This window comes from Pseudomonas sp. TWRC1-2, assembly GCF_049896685.1.
GTDB lineage: Bacteria > Pseudomonadota > Gammaproteobacteria > Pseudomonadales > Pseudomonadaceae > Aquipseudomonas.
Genome location: NZ_JAFCUU010000011.1, coordinates 69,021 through 90,902 on the forward strand (window position 1 = coordinate 69,021; position 21,882 = coordinate 90,902).

At 59.5% G+C, this 21,882-nt stretch carries 18 protein-coding genes; 1 reads left to right on the plus strand and 17 read right to left on the minus strand.

All coding sequences use genetic code 11. The annotated features are described in order from the left end of the window. Positions 1-52: 52 nt before the first annotated feature. The gene (fghA, locus tag ACP7B3_RS26245; protein WP_410017205.1) at positions 53-898 is read right to left on the minus strand and encodes an S-formylglutathione hydrolase; all 846 of its coding nucleotides are present in this window, start codon (positions 896-898) and stop codon (positions 53-55) included. An 89-nt stretch (positions 899-987) separates the two neighbouring features. Beyond that, positions 988-2,100 carry an S-(hydroxymethyl)glutathione dehydrogenase/class III alcohol dehydrogenase gene (locus ACP7B3_RS26250; RefSeq protein ID WP_025855143.1) on the minus strand — a complete coding sequence of 371 codons (1,113 nt, stop codon included), beginning with the start codon at positions 2,098-2,100 and terminating at the stop codon, positions 988-990. 109 nt (positions 2,101-2,209) lie between these two features. Between ACP7B3_RS26250 and ACP7B3_RS26255 the strand changes: the two genes are divergently transcribed. After that, positions 2,210-3,106 (plus strand): LysR family transcriptional regulator, encoded by an 897-nt coding sequence (locus tag ACP7B3_RS26255; protein ID WP_426181961.1) that lies wholly within the window; start codon positions 2,210-2,212, stop codon positions 3,104-3,106. 111 nt (positions 3,107-3,217) lie between these two features. Here ACP7B3_RS26255 and ispD read toward each other — a convergent pair whose 3' ends face one another. The 15 genes from ispD to bamA form a co-directional block, all read right to left on the minus strand. Continuing rightward, a complete protein-coding gene (gene ispD / locus ACP7B3_RS26260) occupies positions 3,218-3,925 on the minus strand; it encodes a 2-C-methyl-D-erythritol 4-phosphate cytidylyltransferase (RefSeq protein ID WP_242194279.1) in 708 nt (235 codons plus the stop codon). Further along, on the minus strand, positions 3,922-4,200 hold the full coding sequence (gene ftsB, locus ACP7B3_RS26265) for a cell division protein FtsB (RefSeq protein ID WP_017137157.1): 279 nt from the start codon (positions 4,198-4,200) through the stop codon (positions 3,922-3,924). The genes ispD and ftsB overlap by 4 nt, the downstream gene beginning before the upstream one ends. Positions 4,201-4,371: 171 nt before the next feature. Further along, positions 4,372-5,661, minus strand: coding sequence for a phosphopyruvate hydratase (gene eno, locus ACP7B3_RS26270; protein WP_106577156.1), 1,290 nt, complete (start codon positions 5,659-5,661; stop codon positions 4,372-4,374). Positions 5,662-5,818: 157 nt separating this feature from the next. Continuing rightward, on the minus strand, positions 5,819-6,664 hold the full coding sequence (gene kdsA / locus ACP7B3_RS26275; protein WP_010212442.1) for a 3-deoxy-8-phosphooctulonate synthase: 846 nt from the start codon (positions 6,662-6,664) through the stop codon (positions 5,819-5,821). Positions 6,665-6,669: 5 nt separating this feature from the next. Then, positions 6,670-8,301: a CTP synthase gene (locus ACP7B3_RS26280; protein ID WP_106577157.1), complete on the minus strand. Its 1,632-nt coding sequence runs from the start codon at positions 8,299-8,301 to the stop codon at positions 6,670-6,672. Positions 8,302-8,574: 273 nt separating this feature from the next. Further along, positions 8,575-9,894: a tRNA lysidine(34) synthetase TilS gene (gene tilS, locus ACP7B3_RS26285; RefSeq protein ID WP_426181967.1), complete on the minus strand. Its 1,320-nt coding sequence runs from the start codon at positions 9,892-9,894 to the stop codon at positions 8,575-8,577. Between the two features lie 208 nt (positions 9,895-10,102). Next, the gene (locus ACP7B3_RS26290; RefSeq protein WP_426181970.1) at positions 10,103-11,050 is read right to left on the minus strand and encodes an acetyl-CoA carboxylase carboxyltransferase subunit alpha; all 948 of its coding nucleotides are present in this window, start codon (positions 11,048-11,050) and stop codon (positions 10,103-10,105) included. A gap of 129 nt (positions 11,051-11,179) precedes the next feature. Then, the gene (gene dnaE / locus ACP7B3_RS26295) at positions 11,180-14,701 is read right to left on the minus strand and encodes a DNA polymerase III subunit alpha (protein WP_426181973.1); all 3,522 of its coding nucleotides are present in this window, start codon (positions 14,699-14,701) and stop codon (positions 11,180-11,182) included. 76 nt (positions 14,702-14,777) lie between these two features. After that, positions 14,778-15,410: a ribonuclease HII gene (rnhB, locus tag ACP7B3_RS26300; RefSeq protein WP_145161887.1), complete on the minus strand. Its 633-nt coding sequence runs from the start codon at positions 15,408-15,410 to the stop codon at positions 14,778-14,780. Then, entirely contained in the window at positions 15,407-16,546 is a 1,140-nt protein-coding gene (gene lpxB, locus ACP7B3_RS26305) for a lipid-A-disaccharide synthase (RefSeq protein ID WP_426181976.1), read from the minus strand. Before lpxB ends, rnhB begins: the two co-directional genes overlap by 4 nt. 2 nt (positions 16,547-16,548) lie before the next feature. Continuing rightward, positions 16,549-17,325 carry an acyl-ACP--UDP-N-acetylglucosamine O-acyltransferase gene (lpxA, locus tag ACP7B3_RS26310; protein ID WP_145161881.1) on the minus strand — a complete coding sequence of 259 codons (777 nt, stop codon included), beginning with the start codon at positions 17,323-17,325 and terminating at the stop codon, positions 16,549-16,551. Then, the gene (gene fabZ, locus ACP7B3_RS26315) at positions 17,322-17,762 is read right to left on the minus strand and encodes a 3-hydroxyacyl-ACP dehydratase FabZ (RefSeq protein ID WP_016976866.1); all 441 of its coding nucleotides are present in this window, start codon (positions 17,760-17,762) and stop codon (positions 17,322-17,324) included. Before fabZ ends, lpxA begins: the two co-directional genes overlap by 4 nt. A gap of 111 nt (positions 17,763-17,873) precedes the next feature. Further along, positions 17,874-18,929: a UDP-3-O-(3-hydroxymyristoyl)glucosamine N-acyltransferase gene (gene lpxD, locus ACP7B3_RS26320; RefSeq protein ID WP_262207035.1), complete on the minus strand. Its 1,056-nt coding sequence runs from the start codon at positions 18,927-18,929 to the stop codon at positions 17,874-17,876. 3 nt (positions 18,930-18,932) lie between these two features. Continuing rightward, positions 18,933-19,436, minus strand: coding sequence for an OmpH family outer membrane protein (locus ACP7B3_RS26325; RefSeq protein WP_003189173.1), 504 nt, complete (start codon positions 19,434-19,436; stop codon positions 18,933-18,935). A 45-nt stretch (positions 19,437-19,481) separates the two neighbouring features. Next, on the minus strand, positions 19,482-21,872 hold the full coding sequence (bamA, locus tag ACP7B3_RS26330; RefSeq protein WP_145161876.1) for an outer membrane protein assembly factor BamA: 2,391 nt from the start codon (positions 21,870-21,872) through the stop codon (positions 19,482-19,484). Between the last annotated feature and the right edge of the window lie 10 nt (positions 21,873-21,882).

The following is a 21,882-nucleotide window of genomic DNA, read 5'->3' on the forward strand; positions in this document are numbered from 1 at the left end:
AAAAACGCCCCGATTTAATTCAGGGCGTGATTCTACCTACTTTTGCCTCACATTAACCGAGCAAAGCACGCCCATGATGTCGCAAATGATCTTCGATGAAGCTGGCGATAAAGAAGTAGCTGTGGTCATAGCCGGGTTGCAGCCGCAGTTCGAGCGGATGGTTGGCCGCCTTGGCCGCTTGCTGCAGGGCCTCGGGCTTGAGCTGCACGGCGAGGAAATCGTCGCGGTCGCCCTGATCCACCAGCAATGGCAGCTTTTGCGAGGCCTCGCTGATCAGCGCGCAGGCGTCCCATTCACGCCATTTCGAGCGTTCTTCGCCCAAATAACGCGAGAAGGCCTTCTGGCCCCACGGGCAATCCATCGGGTTATTGATCGGCGAAAACGCCGACACCGATTGATAGCGCCCAGGGTTGCGCAAGGCACACACCAACGCACCGTGGCCGCCCATGGAGTGGCCGCTGATGCCGCGCTTGGCCGATGCAGGGAAATGCGCTTCAACCAACGCAGGCAATTCCTGCACCACGTAGTCATGCATCCGATAGTGCTTGGCCCAAGGTTCCTGCGTGGCATTCAGGTAGAAGCCGGCCCCCAGGCCAAAATCCCAGGCATTGTCAGGGTCGCCCGGCACGCCGGGCCCACGCGGGCTGGTGTCCGGAGCAACGATGATCAACCCCAGCTCGGCGGCCACACGGTGGGCACCGGCCTTCTGCATGAAGTTTTCGTCGGTGCAGGTCAAGCCGGACAGCCAGTACACCACCGGCAGCTTGCCGCCCTGCTCCGCTTGCGGCGGCAGGTAGACAGCAAAGGTCATGTCGCAACCGAGCACGTTGGAGCTGTGTTTGTAGCGTTTATGCCAGCCGCCAAAACTCTTTTGGCAGGAGATATTTTCCAGGGTCATGGGAATGCTCCCAGCGGCAAGCGGCAAACTTCAGGCTGCAGGCGGGCGTTCACCTTTTTGCAGCCTATAGCGTGCAACTTGCAGCTGCTTCAAAAGTGAATGACGGTACGAATGCTCTTGCCTTCATGCATCAGGTCAAACGCTTTGTTGATGTCTTCCAGGCCCATGGTGTGGGTGATAAACGTGTCCAGCGGGATCTCGCCGGTCTGGGCCATTTCAACGTAGCTTGGCAATTCGGTACGGCCACGCACGCCGCCGAACGCCGAACCGCGCCAGACGCGCCCGGTCACCAGCTGGAATGGACGGGTGGCGATTTCCTGGCCAGCGCCGGCCACACCAATGATCACCGACTCGCCCCAACCCTTGTGGCAGCACTCGAGTGCCGCGCGCATCAGTTGCACATTGCCGATGCACTCGAAGGAAAAGTCCACGCCGCCGTCGGTCAAGTCGACGATCACGTCCTGGATGGGGCGGTCGTAGTCTTTCGGGTTGATGCAGTCGGTGGCGCCCAGTTGCTTGGCGATTTCGAACTTGGCCGGGTTGATGTCGATGGCAATGATGCGACCCGCCTTGGCCTTCACCGCGCCGATCACGGCCGACAGGCCGATACCGCCGAGGCCGAAGATCGCCACGGTATCGCCCGGCTTGACCTTGGCCGTGTTGATCACCGCACCGATGCCGGTGGTGACGCCGCAACCGAGCAGGCAGACCTTTTCCAACGGCGCTTCTTTAGGGATTTTTGCCACGGAGATTTCCGGCAGCACGGTGTACTCGGAGAAGGTCGAGGTACCCATGTAGTGGAAAATCGGCTGGCCCTTGTAGGAGAAACGTGTGGTGCCATCCGGCATCAGGCCTTTGCCCTGAGTGGAGCGAATGGCCTGGCACAGGTTGGTCTTGCCCGACAGGCAGAATTTGCACTTGCCGCATTCCGGCGTGTACAGCGGGATCACGTGGTCGCCGACGGCCACCGAAGTCACGCCCTCGCCGATTGCTTCAACCACCGCGCCACCTTCATGGCCGAGGATCGACGGAAAGATGCCTTCCGGGTCGGCGCCCGACAACGTGTACGCGTCGGTATGGCACACGCCGGACGCGACCACCCGCAGCAGCACCTCGCCGGCCTTGGGCATGGCGACATCGACTTCGACGATCTCAAGGGGCTTTTTCGCTTCGAAGGCTACAGCGGCGCGGGACTTGATCATCCGGGTTTCTCCAGGAAATTAAAAACTGAAGCGCTGAGTGTAAAACATGGCCCATTGATTAATAATCCGAGCGAAAGCAAAACTTTATTGCTGTACAGGGACAATCACCATGCTGGAGAACCGCTGGGAAGGCATCGACGAGTTTGTTGCGGTGGCCGAGTGCAGCCAATTCACCGCGGCGGCCGAGCGACTTGGCGTGTCTTCGTCGCACATCAGCCGGCAGGTGGCGCGCCTGGAAGAACGGCTGCAAACCCGGTTGCTCTATCGCAGCACGCGCAAGGTGACGCTGACCGAAGCCGGCCAGACCTTCCTGCAACACTGCCAACGCTTGCAAGACGGTCGCGAAGAAGCATTGCGCGCCGTCGGCGACCTCACCAGTGAACCCAAGGGCATGTTGCGCATGACCTGCGCGGTGGCTTACGGCGAGCGGTTTATCGTGCCGCTGGTCACACGATTCATGGGCCTCTACCCGCAATTGCGCGTGGATATCGAGTTGAGCAATCGCCAGCTGGACCTGGTGCATGAAGGCCTCGACCTGGCGATCCGCCTGGGCCGCCTGCAAGACTCGCGCATGGTCGCCAGTCGCCTGGCCCCGCGGCGCATGTACCTGTGCGCGTCACCTTCCTACCTGGCGCGGTATGGTCGGCCACACAGTCTGTCGGAATTAACTCGGCATAACTGCCTGATCGGCAGCTCGGATATCTGGCAACTGGCCCAGGACAGGCGCGAATTTTCCCAGCGGGTGCAGGGAAACTGGCGCTGCAACAGTGGGCAAGCAGTGCTGGATGCGGCGTTGCAAGGGGTTGGGCTGTGCCAGTTGCCGGACTATTACGTGCTTGAGCACTTGCACACTGGCGCGCTGGTGTCGTTGCTGGAAGCGCATCAGCCGCCGAACACGGCGGTGTGGGCGCTGTATCCACAGCAGCGGCATTTATCGCCGAAGGTCAGAAAGCTGGTGGATTTCTTGAAGGAGGGGTTGGCTGAGCGGCCGGAGTACAGCGAATAATTTGGAGCGCCTGCCTGGGCCTCATCGCAGGCAAGCCCGGCTCCCACAGCTAATCGCGTTTCAACTATGGAAGTTGGCGTGCCTGCGATGAAGTCGACGCGGTTTAACTGACTACCTGCGGTTCGCCCACCGCAACCGTAACCACTCCAGGTCTTCGGGCCGGGTCACCTTGATATTGTCCGAACGCCCTTCAATCAGGCGCGGCGCCTGGCCGGACCATTCCATTGCCGAGGCTTCGTCGGTGATGACTGCGTCCGCCACCAAGCTATCAGCCAACGCTCGATGCAAAGCGCCGAGGCGAAACATCTGCGGCGTGTAGGCTTGCCAGATCAGGCTGCGGTCAACGGTTTCGACCACACGTGCATGCTTGTCGACGCGCTTGAGCGTATCGCGAGCGGGCACGGCCAGCAGCCCGCCGACGGGATCATCCGACAGTTCTGATAACAGGTTATCGAGGTCATCACGGCTGAGGTTAGGCCGCGCGGCGTCATGCACCAGCACCCAATCATCATCGCTGGCACCCAGCGCATTGAGTTGCAACAAAGCATTGAGTACCGAGCCCGAGCGCTCGTCACCGCCGTCCGCACGCACGATGCGTGGGTCGTTGGCGCAAGGCAGGTTCGGCCAATAAGGGTCATCGACAGCCAAACTGACTACCAGCCCTTTAAGGCCTGGATGGTCGAGAAAACAGCCGAGGCTGTGTTCGAGGATAGTGCGCCCGCCCAGTTGCAGATATTGCTTGGGACGGTCCGCAGCCATACGGGCACCAACGCCCGCGGCAGGAATCACGGCCCAGAAGGCCGGTAAAACGCTACTCATTGGGCCAACTGGTAGAGGGTTTCGCCCTCTTTCACCATGCCCAGCTCATGACGCGCCCGTTCTTCAACGGTCTCCGTGCCTTTTTTCAACTCAAGCACTTCGGCATCGAGGACGCGGTTGCGCTCCAGCAGGCGTTCGTTCTCGGCGTGCTGGTCGGCAATTTGCTGGGTCAACTCTTTCACCTGCGCAAAGCTGCCATTACCCACCCATAGGCGGTACTGCAGGCCAGCCAGCAACAAGAGCAAGACGAGGAACAACCAATTGGGACTGCGCATCGAAATCCGGGTATCCAGTAAAAAAAGACAGCCATGCAAAACTTTTGAAGCAACTGATAGCACGAAGCCTGGATGAACCAGGCTTGTGCTTGTTAGCCATGAGATTAGCGTCGAAATTCACGCTGTCGTGATTTTTCCGACGTAATCCGCTGACCTTTTACCATTTAACAATCAGCCGCGAAACTCGCTGCGACCGTTGTACTTGGCTTTACCTGCCAATTGCTCTTCGATACGCAGCAATTGGTTGTACTTGGAAACGCGGTCGGAACGGCACAGGGAACCGGTCTTGATCTGCCCAGCCGAGGTGCCCACGGCCAGGTCGGCAATGGTCGAGTCTTCGGTTTCGCCGGAGCGGTGGGAGATCACGGCGGTGTAGCCCGCAGCCTTGGCCATCTGGATGGCTTCCAGGGTTTCGGTCAGGGTGCCGATCTGGTTGAACTTGATCAGGATCGAGTTGGCGATCTTTTTGTCGATGCCTTCTTTCAGGATCTTGGTGTTGGTCACGAACAGGTCGTCGCCGACCAGTTGGATTTTTTCGCCGATCTTGTCGGTGAGGACTTTCCAGCCAGCCCAGTCGGACTCGTCCAGGCCGTCTTCGATGGAGATGATCGGGTAGCGTTCGGTCAGGCCTTTGAGGTAGTCGGCAAAACCTTCGGAGGTGAACACGTGGCCTTCACCGGACAGGTTGTACTTGCCGTCTTCGTAGAACTCGCTGGCGGCGCAGTCCAGGGCCAGGGTCACGTCGGTGCCCAGCTTGTAGCCCGCATTGGCCACGGCTTCGGAGATCACTTTGAGTGCATCTTCGTTGGACGCCAGGTTTGGTGCGAAACCACCCTCGTCACCCACGGCAGTGCTCAGGCCACGGGCCTTCAGCACAGCTTTGAGGTGGTGGAAAATCTCGGTGCCCATGCGCAGGCCTTCGGAGAAGGTCTTGGCGCCAACCGGCTGCACCATGAATTCCTGGATGTCGACGTTGTTATCAGCGTGCTCGCCACCGTTGATGATGTTCATCATCGGCACCGGCATCGAGTAAACACCCGGGGTGCCGTTCAGGTTGGCGATGTGTGCGTACAGCGGCAGGTCCTGGTCCTGTGCAGCAGCCTTGGCAGCGGCCAGGGACACGGCGAGGATGGCGTTGGCGCCCAGGCTGCCTTTGTTTTCGGTGCCGTCGAGCTTGATCATCGCGTGGTCCAGGGCTTTCTGGTCCAGCGGGTCCTTGCCCAGCAACAGGTCACGGATCGGGCCGTTGATGTTGGCTACAGCCTTGAGTACACCCTTGCCCAGGTAACGGCTCTTGTCGCCATCACGCAGTTCCAGTGCTTCGCGGGAACCTGTGGAAGCACCGGACGGCGCGCAGGCGCTGCCGATGATGCCATTATCGAGGAGCACGTCGGCTTCGACGGTAGGGTTGCCACGGGAGTCGAGAACTTCACGACCTTTGATGTCGACGATTTTTGCCATTGTTGTAAACACTCCAAAGTTGACGAAAACGACGCAGCTGAAGGAAATCTTTTGACCGACCGCAAGGGTGGAACAACGGGGCAGGCTTGCAGGCGACAAGGCTCAGGCCCGCAGGCCTGAGCGTAAAGCGAGGGAAAGTCTACCGGAGAAATGGCGCTTACGCGGTTTCTACCGTCGGAAAACTCTTGACCAGTTCGTCCAACTGCTTGAGCTGGGCCAGGAATGGCTCCAGCTTGTCCAGGCGCAAGGCGCATGGGCCGTCGCATTTGGCATTATCCGGGTCCGGGTGGGCTTCCAGGAACAGGCCCGCCAGCGACTGGCTGATGCCCGCCTTGGCCAGGTCCAGCACCTGGGCACGGCGCCCACCGGCGGAATCGGCGCGACCACCGGGCATTTGCAGCGCGTGGGTTACGTCGAAGAACACCGGGTATTCGAACTGTTTCATGATGCCGAAACCGAGCATGTCCACCACGAGGTTGTTGTAGCCAAAGCTCGAACCACGCTCGCAGAGGATCAACTGGTCGTTACCCGCTTCCACGCACTTGTTCAGGATGTGTTTCATTTCCTGGGGCGCGAGGAACTGGGCTTTCTTGATATTGATCACAGCGCCGGTCTTGGCCATGGCGACCACGAGGTCGGTCTGGCGCGACAGGAAGGCCGGCAACTGGATGATGTCGCACACCTCGGCGACCACGGCCGCTTGTTCCGGCTCGTGGACGTCGGTGATGATCGGCACGCCGAAGGCTTGCTTGATGTCCTGGAAGATCCGCATGCCTTCTTCAAGGCCCGGGCCGCGATAGGAAGTCACGGACGAACGGTTGGCCTTGTCGAAGCTGGCCTTGAACACGTAAGGGATACCGAGTTTCTCGGTGACCTTCACGTACTCTTCACAGACCTGCATCGCCATGTCGCGGCTTTCCAGCACGTTCATGCCGCCGAACAGCACCATGGGCTTGTCGTTGGCAATCTCGATGTCGCCTACGCGAATGATCTTCTGGGCCATCAGGGTTACGCCTTCTTCTGATGTTGCGTCAGTGCTGCTTTAACGAAACCGCTGAACAACGGGTGGCCGTCGCGCGGGGTCGAGGTGAACTCCGGGTGGAACTGGCAAGCCACGAACCACGGATGATCCGGTGCTTCAACCACTTCAACCAACTTGCCATCGCCGGAGCGACCGGAGATTTTCAGGCCGGCTTCTTTGATCTGCGGCAGCAGGTTGTTGTTCACTTCGTAGCGATGACGGTGGCGCTCGACGATCACGTCCTTGCCATAGCAATCGTGAACCAGCGAGCCCGGCTCCAGCAGGCAGTCTTGCGCACCAAGGCGCATGGTGCCGCCCAGGTCGGAGCTTTCGGTACGGGTTTCAACGGCGCCGGTGGCATCTTCCCACTCGGTGATCAGGCCCACGACCGGGTGGCCGCTGGTGTGATCGAACTCGGTGGAGTTGGCGTCTTTCCAGCCCAGCACGTTACGCGCGAACTCGATGACTGCCACTTGCATGCCCAGGCAGATGCCCAGGTACGGCACTTTGTTTTCACGTGCGTACTGCACGGCAGTGATCTTGCCTTCCACGCCACGCAGGCCGAAACCGCCGGGTACGAGGATCGCGTCAACACCTTCGAGCAGCGCGGTGCCCTGGTTCTCGATGTCTTCGGAATCGATGTAGCGCAGGTTGACCTTGGTGCGGTTGCTGATACCGGCGTGGCTCATCGCTTCGATCAGCGACTTGTACGCGTCCAGCAGTTCCATGTACTTACCGACCATGGCGATGGTGACTTCATGCTCAGGGTTGAGCTTGGCATCCACCACAGCTTCCCACTCGGACAGGTCCGCGCCGTTGCACTGCAGGCCGAAACGCTCGACCACAAAATCATCCAGGCCTTGGGAATGCAGGATGCCCGGGATCTTGTAGATGGTGTCGGCGTCTTCCAGGGCAATCACCGCACGCTCTTCAACGTTGGTGAACTGCGCAATCTTGCGACGCGAGGAAATGTCGATCGGGTGATCGGAGCGGCATACCAGCACGTCCGGCTGCAGGCCGATGGAACGCAGTTCCTTGACCGAGTGCTGGGTAGGCTTGGTTTTGGTTTCGCCGGCGGTGGCGATGTACGGCACCAGCGTCAGGTGCATCAGCATCGCGCGCTTGGCGCCGACTTCGAAACGCAGCTGGCGGATGGCTTCGAGGAACGGTTGGGATTCAATGTCACCCACGGTGCCACCGATCTCGACCATCGCCACGTCGGCATCGCCTGCGCCCTTGATGATGCGGCGCTTGATTTCGTCGGTGATGTGCGGGATGACCTGGATGGTTGCACCCAGATAGTCACCACGGCGCTCTTTGCGCAGCACGTGCTCATAGACACGGCCGGTGGTGAAGTTGTTGTTCTGGGTCATGGTCGTGCGGATGAACCGCTCGTAGTGGCCCAGGTCCAGGTCGGTCTCGGCGCCGTCGTGCGTGACGAACACTTCACCGTGCTGGAACGGGCTCATGGTGCCCGGGTCAACGTTGATGTACGGGTCCAGCTTGAGCATGGTGACCTTAAGTCCCCGCGCCTCCAGGATGGCCGCCAATGAAGCGGAGGCAATGCCTTTCCCCAATGAAGAAACAACACCGCCCGTGACGAATATGTAGCGCGTCATGAAAAACCCTAGAAGTCTGCGTTAAAGCGGTCCGAGCCGCCGGGGAAAGCGAAGGAAGGCCGAAGCCCCCGATCACCTGCATTAATCACAGTGCACCTTTCAAAAAAACCGCCGCGTTGTGACAGACCAGCAATGAAACACCGGTACGTTGATCGCTACACATTTTTTGGAATCGCCCAGCAAAGACTGCTTGGTAATCGGCAACTGCTGCGATTCAGTCGAATCCACAGAAGTTGTATCAAGAAGGGAGCGTAGTCTACCGGAAAGGCTCTATCAGCTCAAACCTTGATCGCAAGTCTGTGGCATCCAATCCAATTGTCCTTCACCCGGCTGCCTGGCCCACAGCCCTGCAAGGCTTGGCACAGCCAGCAATTGCTCACCCTGATACACCAGCGGCAATCTGCCACGGACAAAGCCCGGCAGCCCACACTCATTAAGCAAGCGCTTCAAGTCGCGCCGGCCTCGAGCGGGCACTTCGATGATTTCGCCGCCCTGACGGTAACGCACCTCAAGCGGACCTTGGGGAGCCTCGCCGATAAATTTCAGCTGGCCATTGCCGGGTAACGCAAGTGGACTCTGTGGATGCGGCCAGCTAACCGCGGCGTCGGAAAACTCCAACCATGCTGCGGGCAGCCACCAGATGCGCTCGCCGCAACGATGCAACTGGCCGTCGGCAAGGCGCCACAGCGGTTGTGCGTCAGCTTTGGCGTCGCGCAGGGAATGCCAGCTGGCCCAGTGGTCACTGTCGGGTAACCGGGTCAGAGGCGCCAGCCAGTGGCGCAAGGCATTACGTTGGCGAGCGTCAGATAGTTCGCGCAGTGGAGTCAGAACCAACGAGGGCAGAGGCAACCAGGGAAATGGCGAAGGCTGATCGGCGGCTTGCAAGTCCATCCTCGCCAACTCGTCGAGCAGGCCCTGGGCTTCACTCAGGTGATCGGCGGTGCGCGCCAGGCTGGAAACGGCTTGAGGCCATCGCTGCGTCAACACGGGGAGCACACGATGGCGCAGGTAATTGCGCGAGAAACGTGGGTCTGCGTTGGAAGGGTCTTCGATCCACGTCAACTGGTGCTCGTGGGCGTAGGCTTCCAATTCAGCACGCGAGGCCTCCAGCAACGGGCGCACCACGTGACCATTCGCCAGCTGGCGATGCACAGGCATTGCCGCCAGCCCGCGCACCCCTGCACCGCGCATCAGCCGAAACAACAGGGTTTCAGCCTGATCGTCGCGATGCTGCCCGGTGAGCAACACCTCCCCTGCCCCGGTGGCTTCGGTAAACGCCTGATAACGCGCGTCACGCGCTGCACGCTCAAGGCTGGCGCCCGGCTGCACTTGCACGCGCATCACCCGCAAGGGCACACCCAAGCCGTCACACACCGCCTGGCAATGGCTGGGCCAGGCGTCGGCGGCAGCCTGCAGGCCGTGATGGACGTGGACAGCACTGAGCGGTGGAAGGCTTTCGGTGGTAGCAAGGGCGGCCAACAGGTGCAGCAGGACGGTGGAGTCCAGACCACCCGAGAATGCGATGTGCCAGGCCGGGGCATTGCGCCAGGGTGCCAAGGTTTGCAAGAGGTTGGCGGGTAGAGCCGGCTTCATAACACAGTACCGCCATCGATCTGGAACGCGATAACCCAGCATACACAAAGCAAATGTGGGAGCGGGCCTGTGTGGGCGCCGGGCTCGCCCGCGATGCAGGCAACTCGGGTTATCTGTTACACCGAGTTGATGCTATCGCAGGCAAGCCAGCGCCCACACAAGTCTGCTCCCACATTAGTACTGCATTGTCTTCACGATCAGTGTTTGATCAGAGACCGTAGCTCATCAGGCGCTCGTAACGACGGGCCAGCAGCGCTTCGTTATCGAACTTCTTGAGCATCGCCAATTGCGAAGCCAGCTCAGCGCGCAGGGTGGCAGCAGCCGCAGCCGGGTCACGGTGGGCGCCGCCCAATGGCTCGGCGATCACTTTGTCCACGATGCCCAGGCCTTTGAGGCGATCAGCGGTGATGCCCATGGCTTCAGCAGCGTCCGGTGCCTTTTCGGCGGTTTTCCACAGAATCGAAGCGCAACCTTCCGGCGAGATCACCGCGTAGGTCGAATACTGCAGCATGTTCAGCTGGTCGCACACGCCAATGGCCAGTGCCCCGCCGGAACCACCTTCACCAATCACGGTGGCGATGATCGGGGTTTTCAGGCGCGCCATCACACGCAGGTTCCAGGCGATTGCTTCGCTCTGGTTGCGCTCTTCGGCGTCGATGCCTGGGTAAGCACCCGGCGTGTCGATGAAGGTCAGAATCGGCATCTTGAAGCGCTCGGCCATTTCCATCAGGCGGCAAGCCTTGCGGTAGCCTTCGGGGCGCGGCATGCCGAAGTTGCGGCGGACTTTTTCACGCACTTCACGGCCTTTCTGGTGACCGATCACCATGACCGGCTGGTCGTCCAGGCGAGCGATACCGCCCACGATGGCCGCGTCGTCGGAGAAGTGGCGGTCGCCGTGCAGCTCGTCGAACTCGGTAAAGATGTGCTGAATGTAATCCAGGGTGTACGGACGGCGCGGGTGGCGTGCCAGGCGCGCGATCTGCCAGCTGGTCAGCTTGCCGAAGATGTCCTCGGTGAGCGTGCTGCTCTTGTCTTGCAGGCGAGCGATCTCATCGCCGATATTCAGCGAATTGTCATTGCCGACCAGGCGCAATTCTTCAATCTTGGCTTGCAGGTCAGCGATCGGCTGTTCGAAATCAAGAAAATTCGGGTTCATAAGCGTCCGTCTTGGGTCGACGGCCAAGGAGTGCCTGGCCAGCCGGTTGTCTATTCGCGCCCTACCTTAAGGGAGAGGCGCGTTTAGGTCGAGATTAAATGTTCAGTCGAGATCAGACGTATCTGACCGTCAACGGTATTGGAGGAAGACGTTGTCTCGCCCGAACTGGTCACGCAAAGCTTGAATCAAGCCATCGGCGGGATCAATTCGCCACGTCTCACCAAACTGCAACATCGCCTTGGCGTCATTGCCGGTGTACTCCATGGTCACCGGGCACGCGCCACGGTGACGCTTGAGCAGGTCACCCAACCAGCGTAGCTGATCGCCTTTGAGGGCTTCGGTCTTGACCTTCAAGCGCAGGCTTTCGGCGAGGTTGGTGCGCGCGTCTTCCATGCTCATCACCCGCTTGATCCGCAGGCGCAGGCCGCCGGAGAAGTCGTCGTTGCTGACCTCCCCTTCGACGACCACCATGGCATCGGTCTGCAGCAACGACTGGGCAGAGTGGAAAGCGTCGGCAAACAATGACGCTTCGATCCGGCCCGAGCGGTCGTCGAGGGTGATAAAGCCCATCTTGTCGCCCTTCTTATTTTTCATCACGCGCAGGGCGATGATCATGCCGGCGACCGTCTGGGTGTCGCGCGCCGGTTTCAGGTCGATGATGCGCTGACGAGCGAAACGGCGGATTTCGCCTTCGTATTCGTCAATCGGGTGACCGGTGAGGTACAGGCCCAGGGTGTCTTTTTCGCCCTTGAGCCGTTCCTTGAGGGTCAACTCCTTGGCCTTGCGGTGGTTGGCGTAAACGTCCGCGTCTTCTTCGACGAACAAGCCGCCAAACAGGTCGGCGTGGCCGCTGTCGTGGGTGCGGGCGGTCTGTTCGGCCGCCTTGATCGCTTCTTCCATGGCGGTCAGCAGCACCGCGCGGTTGCGGTCGATATTGGCCTGATAAGCCTTGGGCTCATCATGGAAATACGGGCCAAGGCGATCGAGCGCACCGCTGCGGATCAAGCCATCAAGGGTGCGTTTGTTGATGCGTTTGAGGTCAACCCGCGCGCAGAAGTCGAACAAGTCCTTGAACGGCCCGTCCTGGCGCGCTTCGGTAATGGCCTCGACCGGGCCTTCGCCCACGCCTTTGATCGCGCCCAGGCCATAGATGATGCGGCCTTCGTCGTTCACCGTGAACTTGAACTCGGAGGCGTTCACGTCCGGCGCGTCGAGGCGCAGCTTCATGGTGCGCACTTCCTCGATCAAGGTCACGACCTTGTCGGTGTTGTGCATATCCGCCGAGAGTACCGCGGCCATGAACGGCGCCGGGTAATGGGCTTTCAGCCAGGCAGTCTGGTACGACACCAGGCCGTAGGCGGCGGAGTGGGATTTGTTGAAGCCGTAACCGGCGAACTTTTCTACCAGGTCGAAGATGTTACCGGCGAGGTCGGCGTCGATGTTGTTGGTGGCACAACCCTCAATGAAACCGCCGCGCTGCTTGGCCATTTCTTCGGGCTTTTTCTTACCCATGGCGCGACGCAGCATGTCCGCGCCGCCGAGGGTGTAACCGGCCATCACCTGGGCAATCTGCATCACCTGTTCTTGATACAAGATGATGCCGTAGGTTGGCGCCAGTACCGGCTTGAGGCCTTCGTACTGATAATCCGAGTGCGGGTACGCCAGCTCGGCGCGGCCGTGCTTACGGTTGATGAAGTCATCCACCATGCCCGACTGCAGCGGGCCGGGACGGAACAGTGCCACCAGTGCGATCAAGTCTTCCAGGCAGTCGGGCTTGAGCTTTTTGATCAGCTCTTTCATGCCGCGCGACTCAAGCTGGAACACCGCCGTGGTTTCGGCTTTTTGCAGCAAGGTGTAAGTCGGTTTGTCGTCCAGCGGGATAAAGGCGATATCCAGCGGCGCTTCGTTGACCTTGGCGCGGTCGCGGTTGATCGTCTTCAGTGCCCAGTCGATGATCGTCAGGGTCCGCAGACCCAGGAAGTCGAACTTCACCAGGCCGGCGGCTTCAACGTCGTCCTTGTCGAACTGGGTTACCAGGCCGTCGCCTTCTTCATCGCAATAGATCGGCGAAAAGTCGGTCAGCTTGGTCGGTGCGATCACCACGCCACCGGCGTGTTTACCGACGTTACGCACCACACCTTCGAGCTTGCGCGCCATGTCCCAGATTTCGGCGGCCTCTTCATCGACCTTGATGAAGTCGCGCAGGATTTCTTCCTGCTCGTAGGCTTTTTCCAAGGTCATGCCGACTTCGAACGGGATCATCTTCGACAGGCGGTCCGCCAGGCCGTAGGACTTGCCCTGCACCCGCGCCACGTCACGGATTACAGCCTTGGCCGCCATGGAACCGAACGTGATGATCTGGCTTACCGCATTGCGGCCGTATTTCTCGGCCACGTACTCGATCACGCGGTCGCGGCCGTCCATGCAGAAGTCGACGTCGAAGTCGGGCATGGAGACCCGTTCCGGGTTCAGGAACCGCTCGAACAGCAGGTCATATTCCAGCGGGTCAAGGTCGGTAATCTTCTGAACGTAAGCCACCAGCGAACCGGCACCTGACCCCCGGCCAGGACCTACCGGTACGCCGTTGTTCTTGGCCCACTGGATAAAGTCCATCACGATCAGGAAGTAACCGGGGAACCCCATCTGGATGATGATATCCAGCTCGAAATTCAGTCGGTCAACGTAGACCTGGCGCTTGGCCTCGTAGTCCTCGGTGGTGTCCTTGGGCAGTAGCACGCTGAGGCGCTCTTCTAGGCCATCGAAGGACACTTTGCGAAAATACTCATCGATGGTCATGCCATCGGGAATCGGGAAGTTGGGAAGGAAGTGCTTGCCCAGCTTCACTTCGATATTGCAGCGCTTGGCGATCTCGACGGAGTTTTCCAGGGCCTCGGGCAGGTCGCTGAACAGCTCCGCCATCTCGTCGGCGCTTTTGAGGTACTGCTCTTCGCTGTAGTTCTTGGAACGACGCGGGTCGTCCAGAGCCCGGCCTTCGCCGATGCACACGCGGGTTTCGTGGGCTTCGAAATCTTCCTTTTTGATAAAGCGCACATCGTTGGTTGCAACCAGCGGCGCGCCCAGCTTGTCGGCCAGGGCCACGGCGGCGTGCAGATGCTCTTCATCATTGGGGCGATTGGTGCGCTGGACTTCCAGGTAGAAACGGTCAGGGAAGACCTGCATCCACTCGCGGGCCAGCACTTCGGCTTCCTGCGGGTTGCCGCCGAGCAGCGCGATACCGATCTCACCCTCTTTGGCGGCCGAGAGCATGATCAAGCCCTCGCTCGCCTCGGCCACCCACTCGCGCTCGATGATGATCGAACCGTTGCGCTGACCGTCGATAAAGCCACGGGAAATCAATTCGGTGAGGTTGCGATAACCGACGCCGTTCATCGCCAACAGGCTGATGCGGCTCAGGGGGTTATCCGGGTCTTTGTTGGACAGCCACAGGTCGGCACCGCAAATCGGCTTGATACCGGCGCCCATGGCGTTTTTGTAGAACTTGACCAGAGAACACATGTTGTTCTGATCGGTCACCGCTACCGCAGGCATGTTCATGCCCACCAGGGTTTTGACCAGCGGTTTGATCCGTACCAGGCCGTCGACCAGGGAGTATTCAGTGTGCAGGCGCAGGTGAACGAATGAAGCCGGCATAGTGATCCTGTTCTAATACGTGGAGACAACAAGGCCCGGATTGTACCGGGCCTTGAGCAAAACATCAGCCTCGCGACTAAACCTCGATGAGGCGCTCGCGCAGCTCGTAAGCCTGGCGGACCGGGGCGAACGAGCGGCGATGGATCGGCGTGGGGCCGAGGCGAGCGAGGGCTTCCAGATGAACGGGCGTCGGATAGCCTTTATGCCCCCCCATGCCGTAGCCGGGGTAGATCAGCTCAAACGCGGCCATTTCACGGTCACGGCTGACTTTGGCCAGGATCGAGGCGGCAGCAATGGCCGGAACCTTGCTGTCACCCTTGACCACCGCTTCTGCAGGCATCGCCAGTTTCGGGCAACGGTTACCGTCGATCATCGCCATTTTGGGCGTGATATGCAGGCCTTCCACCGCACGCTGCATGGCCAGCATGGTTGCGTGAAGGATGTTCAGCTCGTCGATTTCTTCGACTTCAGCCCGGGCAATATGCCAGCTCAGGGCTTTTTCGCAGATCTCGTCATAAAGCTTTTCGCGACGGGCTTCGGTGAGTTTTTTCGAATCGTTGAGGCCCAGGATCGGGCGGTTCGGATCGAGAATCACCGCCGCCGTGACGACGGCGCCACACAGCGGGCCGCGCCCTACTTCGTCAACCCCGGCGACCAACTCGTGCACTTGCGCGACGAGGCTGAAGTCCAGGCCCATTTGCGTCGTCATAGGGCTTCCTGTTTGTGGCCAATCAAGGTCAGCACGGCGTCTGCCGCCTGGTTCGACGCATCACGGCGCAAGGTCCGATGGATGTCGTCGAAACCACGGGTCTGTTCTTCGCCGCCGTCGATCAAGGGTAGTAGCGTTTGCGCCAGTGCCTGAGGCGTTGCATCGTCCTGCAACAATTCCGGGACCAGCAGACGCTGGGCCAACAGGTTGGGCAACGAGATGTAAGGACTTTTGACCATGCGCTTGAGAATCGAAAACGTCAGCGGCGCCAGGCGATAGGCCACGACCATCGGACGCTTGTACAACAACGCTTCCAGGGTGGCAGTGCCTGAGGCAATCAGTACCGCATCACATGCCGCCAGGGCCAGGTGCGACTGACCGTCCAGCAAGGTGACCGGCAGCGTGCGCCCTTCCAGCAGCGTTTCGATTTGTGCACGACGTTGCGGGCTGGCACATGGCAACACAAAACGAATGCCTGGCTTCAACGCCTGCAGACGTTCGGCGGCGTCAAAAAACAGCGCCCCCAGGCGACCGACTTCACCGCCGCGACTGCCCGGCATCAAGGCTACCAGCGGGCCGTCGGGCAGGCCCAGTTCGGCACGCGCAGCCGCGCGATCAGCTTGCAATGGAATGGTATCGGCCAGGGTGTGCCCGACAAACCGCACCGGCACGCCCTTCTCTTCGTAGAACCGGGCTTCGAACGGCAGCAGTGTCAGCATCAAGTCGCAGCCTTCACGGATCTTGAGCACGCGCTTCTGCCGCCACGCCCATACCGAAGGGCTGACGTAGTGCACGGTCTTGATCCCGGCCTGACGCAACTTGAGTTCGATATTGAGGGTGAAGTCCGGCGCGTCGATTCCGATAAAGACGTCAGGCTTTTCTTCGATCAAGGTTTGAATCAGCAGCTTGCGGCGAGCCAGCAGCTCGCGCAGACGACCCAGCACTTCCACCAGCCCCATGACGGAAAGACGCTCCATGGGGAAGTAGGACGTCAGCCCTTCGGCCTGCATGAGCGGGCCGCCCACACCGATAAATTCCACCGCGGGATGCTGGGCTTTGAGGGCCCGCATCAAGCCTGCGCCGAGAATATCGCCGGAAGCTTCTCCGGCCACCAACGCGATACGCAGATTAGCCATGATCAGCGGGTGATGCCGCGAGTCGATGCCTGGATAGAGTCACGGAACACCGCGACTTCCGGGTACAACGCTGCCGGCTCGGTCAGTTCGGCCAAAGCCTGGTCAACCGTCAGACCCTGGCGGTAAACCACCTTATAGGCACGGCGCAGGGCGTGAATCGCGTCTTCACTGAACCCGCGACGGCGCATGCCTTCGAAGTTCATGCTGCGCGCTTCAGCCGGGTTGCCGAATACCGTGACGTACGCCGGAACGTCCTTGCCGATCGCAGTGCCCATGCCGGAAAAGCTGTGGGCGCCGATATGGCAATACTGATGCACCAGGGTAAAGCCAGACAGGATCGCCCAATCATCAACATGCACATGGCCCGCCAACGCAGTGTTGTTGACCAGGATGCAATGGTTGCCGATGACGCTGTCGTGGCCGATGTGGGCATAGGCCATGATCAGGTTGTGATCCCCCAGCGTGGTCTCGGCACGATCCTGCACGGTACCGCGGTGAATCGTCACGCCTTCACGGATGATGTTGTGATCACCGATTACCAGGCGCGTTTCCTCACCCTTGTACTTCATGTCCGGGGTGTCTTCGCCTACCGAGGAAAACTGGTAGATACGATTGTGTTTGCCAATGCGGGTCGGACCTTTAAGGATCACGTGTGGCCCGATGACAGTCCCCTCGCCGATTTCAACACCTGCGCCGACGATCGACCAGGGGCCGACCTCAACGTCGGCGGCCAGAACGGCCGACGGATCGATGATTGCGCGAGGGTCAATCAAACTCATAGTTTGCGTTCCGCGCAGATGATCTCAGCAGAGCACACCGGCTTGCCGTCCACCGAGGCCTGGCATTCGAACTTCCAGATCTGGCGCTTGCAGCTGATGAACTTGGCTTCCAGGATCAACTGGTCACCCGGTGTGACCGGGTTGCGAAAACGCAGCTTGTCGGAGCCCACGAAATAGTAAAGCGTGCCATCGGCAGGCTTGAGGTCGAGCATTTTGAAACCAAGGATACCGGCAGCCTGGGCCATCGCTTCGATGATCAACACGCCCGGCATGATTGGATGCGCCGGAAAGTGACCATTGAAGAACGGTTCGTTGATGCTGACATTCTTGTAGGCACGAATGCGCTTTTCCTCAATGTTGAGGTCCACTACACGGTCCACCAGCAGGAACGGGTAACGGTGAGGCAGGTATTCGCGAATCTCGTTGATGTCCATCATTTCGGGGGGAAGCCTGTAATAAAGATTGGGGGCGGGCGGACAAAACGCACGCCCCGCTAGCAAATCAAGGAGGCAGTCTAGCGGCTGTGCACACTTGATATGGAAATGGTATCAGCCTTCTGATGAAGCATTACCGCCAGGGGTCACGTCCCCAACACGCTTTTCCAGCTGTTTGAGGCGTCGAGCCATGTCGTCGAGCTGCCTCAAACGTGCTGCACTCTTGCGCCATTCAGCCGCGGGCTGCATGGCGGTACCGGAAGAATAGGCACCGGGCTCGGTAATCGAGTGCGTCACCATGGTCATGCCGGTAATGAAGACGTTGTCGCAAATCTCGATGTGCCCCACCAACCCGACGCCACCGGCGAGCATGCAGTGCTTGCCGATTTTGGTGCTGCCGGAAATCCCCACGCACGCGGCCATGGCGGTGTGATCGCCAATCTGTACGTTGTGGGCAATCTGGATCTGGTTGTCGAGCTTCACACCGTTACCGATGACGGTATCGGCCAAGGCGCCACGGTCCACTGCGGTATTGACGCCAATTTCCACGTCATCGCCGATCAGCACGCCGCCGACCTGGGCAATCTTGTGCCAGATGCCTTTGGCATTGGCAAAGCCAAAACCTTCGCCACCAATTACAGCACCTGACTGAATGACCACACGTTCGCCGATACGCACGTCGTGGTACAGGGTGACACGCGGAGCCAGCCAGCCATCGGCACCGATCTCGCAGCGTGCGCCGATAAAGCAATGCGCACCCACTGTGACGCCGGCGGCAATGCGCGCGCCGCTCTCGATCACGGCAAACGCGCCAATGCTTGCCGCAGGGTCAACCCAGGCATCATCAGCAATGACCGCAGACGGATGAATACCGCCAGCAGCCTTTGGCTTTGGATCGAACAGGTGCGACGCCCGGGCATAAGCCAGGTAAGGATCGGCCACCACCAGCGCATCCCCGGCAAACCCTTCGGCGTCAGCAGCCTTCAGCAACACGGCTGCGGCTTGGCTGTCGACCAGGTATTTACGGTATTGGGGATTTGCGAGGAAGCTCAACTGAGCTGGGCCAGCCTCCTGCAAGGTGGCTAGCCCAGTGATTTCTTTCTCCTTGGAGCCACGCAAGGTGGCTCCAAGGAACTCGGCCAACTCGCCGAGTTTGATAGTCGCGGTCATGGCTTACTTCAGCTGGTTCATGCGCTCGATCACCTGGCGGGTGATGTCGTATTGAGGCTTGACGTCGATCACGGCGCCGCGCTCGAACACCAGGTCAAAGGCACCTTTCTTGATGACTTCTTCCACGGCGCTGTCGAGTTTCGGCTTGAGCTGCTTGAGCATTTCACGGTCGGCAACGGCTTTGGCTTCATTCAGTTCCTTGGACTGGAACTGGTAGTCACGGGCCTTTTGCTTGAATTCAAGCTCCAGACGCTCACGCTCGCCTTGCTGCATTTTGTCGCCACCGGCTACCAGACGATCCTGGATGCCTTTGGCACTGCTTTCCAGCGTTTTCAGCTTGGTCAGTTGCGGACCGAATTTTTTCTCGGCATCCACTGCGTAACGCTTGGCCGCATCGGATTCCAGCAGAGCCATCTGATAATTCAGGACGGCGATTTTCATTTCGGCGAAGGCCGGGGTGGTCACCAGCACGGTGGCCAGCAGAACCAATTGAGTCAACTTGCGCACGATGTACTCCTACAGAATCCGTTGTCGTTATCTTGGGTCAGACGCTTAGAACGTCTGGCCGAGGGAGAATTGGAAAATCTGGGTTTCAGCGTTATCCGGTTTCTTGATCGGCATGGCCAGAGCAAAGCTCAATGGGCCAAGCGCGGTCACCCAAGTCACACCAACGCCCACGGAGCTCGCCAGGTTGCTGAGGCTCACGTCGTTGCACTGGGTGTTGGACACGGAACCAGGTGCCGGGTTTTTAACCTGTTCGCACTTGGAGTCGAACACGTTACCCACATCCCAGAAGACCGAAGTACGCAGGGAACGCTGATCCTTGACGAACGGCAGCGGGAACAGAATCTCCGCACCACCTTGAATCAGAACGTTACCACCGAATGGCAGCGGATCGTTGTCCGAGTCAGCCAGAGTGCCCTGGTTACCCGTCACGCTGGCGCCACGGCTCGGCGTACCACGCGGACCCAAGGTGCTGTCCTTGAAGCCACGTACCGAGTTGAAACCACCGGCATAGTAGTTCTCGTAGAACGGCAGGCCACTGGTCGAACCATAACCGTCGCCATAACCCAGCTCAGTGTGCAGGCGCATGGTGTAGTTATCGCTCAACGGCTGGAACAACTGACCACGGTAGTCGAGCTTGAAGAACGACAGGTCGCTGCCCGGCGTAGTCACTTCTGCCGTGAGGCTCTGGGAGTGACCACGGGTCGCCAGTACGCCTTTGTTCAGGGTCGATTCCGACCAACCGGCCGAAGCCTTGAAGTTCAGGAACTGGTCACCCTCTTTGCGCACGAAGTCGAAGATTTCGTCCACGGTGTACACACCGGTCTTGATCTTGTCTTGTTGCGCGGTCAGGCCAAAGGTCAGACGCGAAGTCTCGCTGATCGGGTAACCGATGTTCACACCGGCGCCGAGGCTGTCGATCGCATAGCTTGCAACGTCAACGTCGAGGTCTTTGTAGTCGGTGGTGCGGTAGAAGGCGTTGTAGCCCAGGCTCACACCGTCAGCAGTCCAGTAGGGGTCGACATAACCGAAGTTATAGCGGCTCTGGTATTCGCTTCGGGTCAGGCCGATGGAAACCTTGTTACCGGTACCGAGGAAGTTGTTCTGGGTGATCGAACCACCGAGGATCAGACCGGCGCTCTGTGCGAAACCAACGCTGGCGGTGATCGAACCCGACGCTTGTTCTTCAACGGCGTAGTTCACATCAACCTGGTCATCCACGCCCGGTACAGCCGGGGTTTCGACGTTGACTTCTTTAAAGAAGCCCAGGCGCTCAAGACGGGTCTTGGACTGGTCGATCAGGTAAGTCGACGCCCAGCCACCTTCCATTTGACGCATCTCACGACGCAGCACTTCGTCCGCAGACTTGGTGTTGCCGCGGAAGTTGATGCGGTTCACGTAGGCGCGCTTGCCCGGATCAACGACAAAGGTGATGTCCACAGTGTGGTCATCATCGTGCGGAGTCGGTACGCCGTTGACGTTGGCGAAGGTATAGCCTTCGTTACCCAGACGACGGGTGATCAGCTCGGACGTGGTGGTCATCAGCTTGCGCGAGAACACCTGGTTTTTCTGTACCAGCAACAGCGCCTTGACCTGATCTTCAGGCACTTTCAGGTCGCCGCTGAGTTTCACGTCACGAACGGTGTACTTCTCGCCTTCGTTGACGTTGACGGTAATGTAGACGTGCTTCTTGTCCGGGGTGATGGACACCTGGGTCGAAGCGATATCCATGTTGATATAGCCACGGTCCAGGTAGTAGGAGCGCAGACGTTCCAGGTCACCCGAGAGTTTTTCACGGGCGTACTTGTCATCGTTCTTGAAGAACGACAACCAGTTGGTGGTCTTGAGTTCGAACAGGTCGATCAGGTCGTCATCAGCAAACTTGGTGTTACCCACCACGTTGATGTGCTGAATGGCCGCCACGGTGCCTTCGTTGATCTTGACCTTGAGGCCAACACGGTTACGAGGCTGCGGGATCACTTCCGTTTCCACGGTCGCGGAGTAGCGGCCCTGGGCAACGTACTGACGTTGCAATTCGTTACGCACACCTTCAAGGGTGGCGCGCTGGAAGATCTCGCCCTCGGCAAGGCCGGATTGCTTGAGCCCCTTCATCAAGTCTTCAGTGGAGATCGCCTTGTTACCTTCGATCTCGATACTGGCGACAGAAGGTCGCTCGACGACAGTGATGACCAGGACGTTGCCTTCGCGACCCAGTTGGATATCTTGAAAGAACCCGGTTTTGAACAGCGCACGAGTGGATTCCACCAGGCGACGATCATCCGCCTGTTCCCCGACGTTCAACGGCAAGGCACCAAAGACGCTACCTGCGGAAACCCGCTGGAGGCCGTTGACGCGAATATCGGAGATAGTGAAGGACTCGGCGTGAACTTCGGCGATCATCAATACGGTGAGAACCGCAGTTAGCAGCAGACGTTTCATGAAGTCCTTT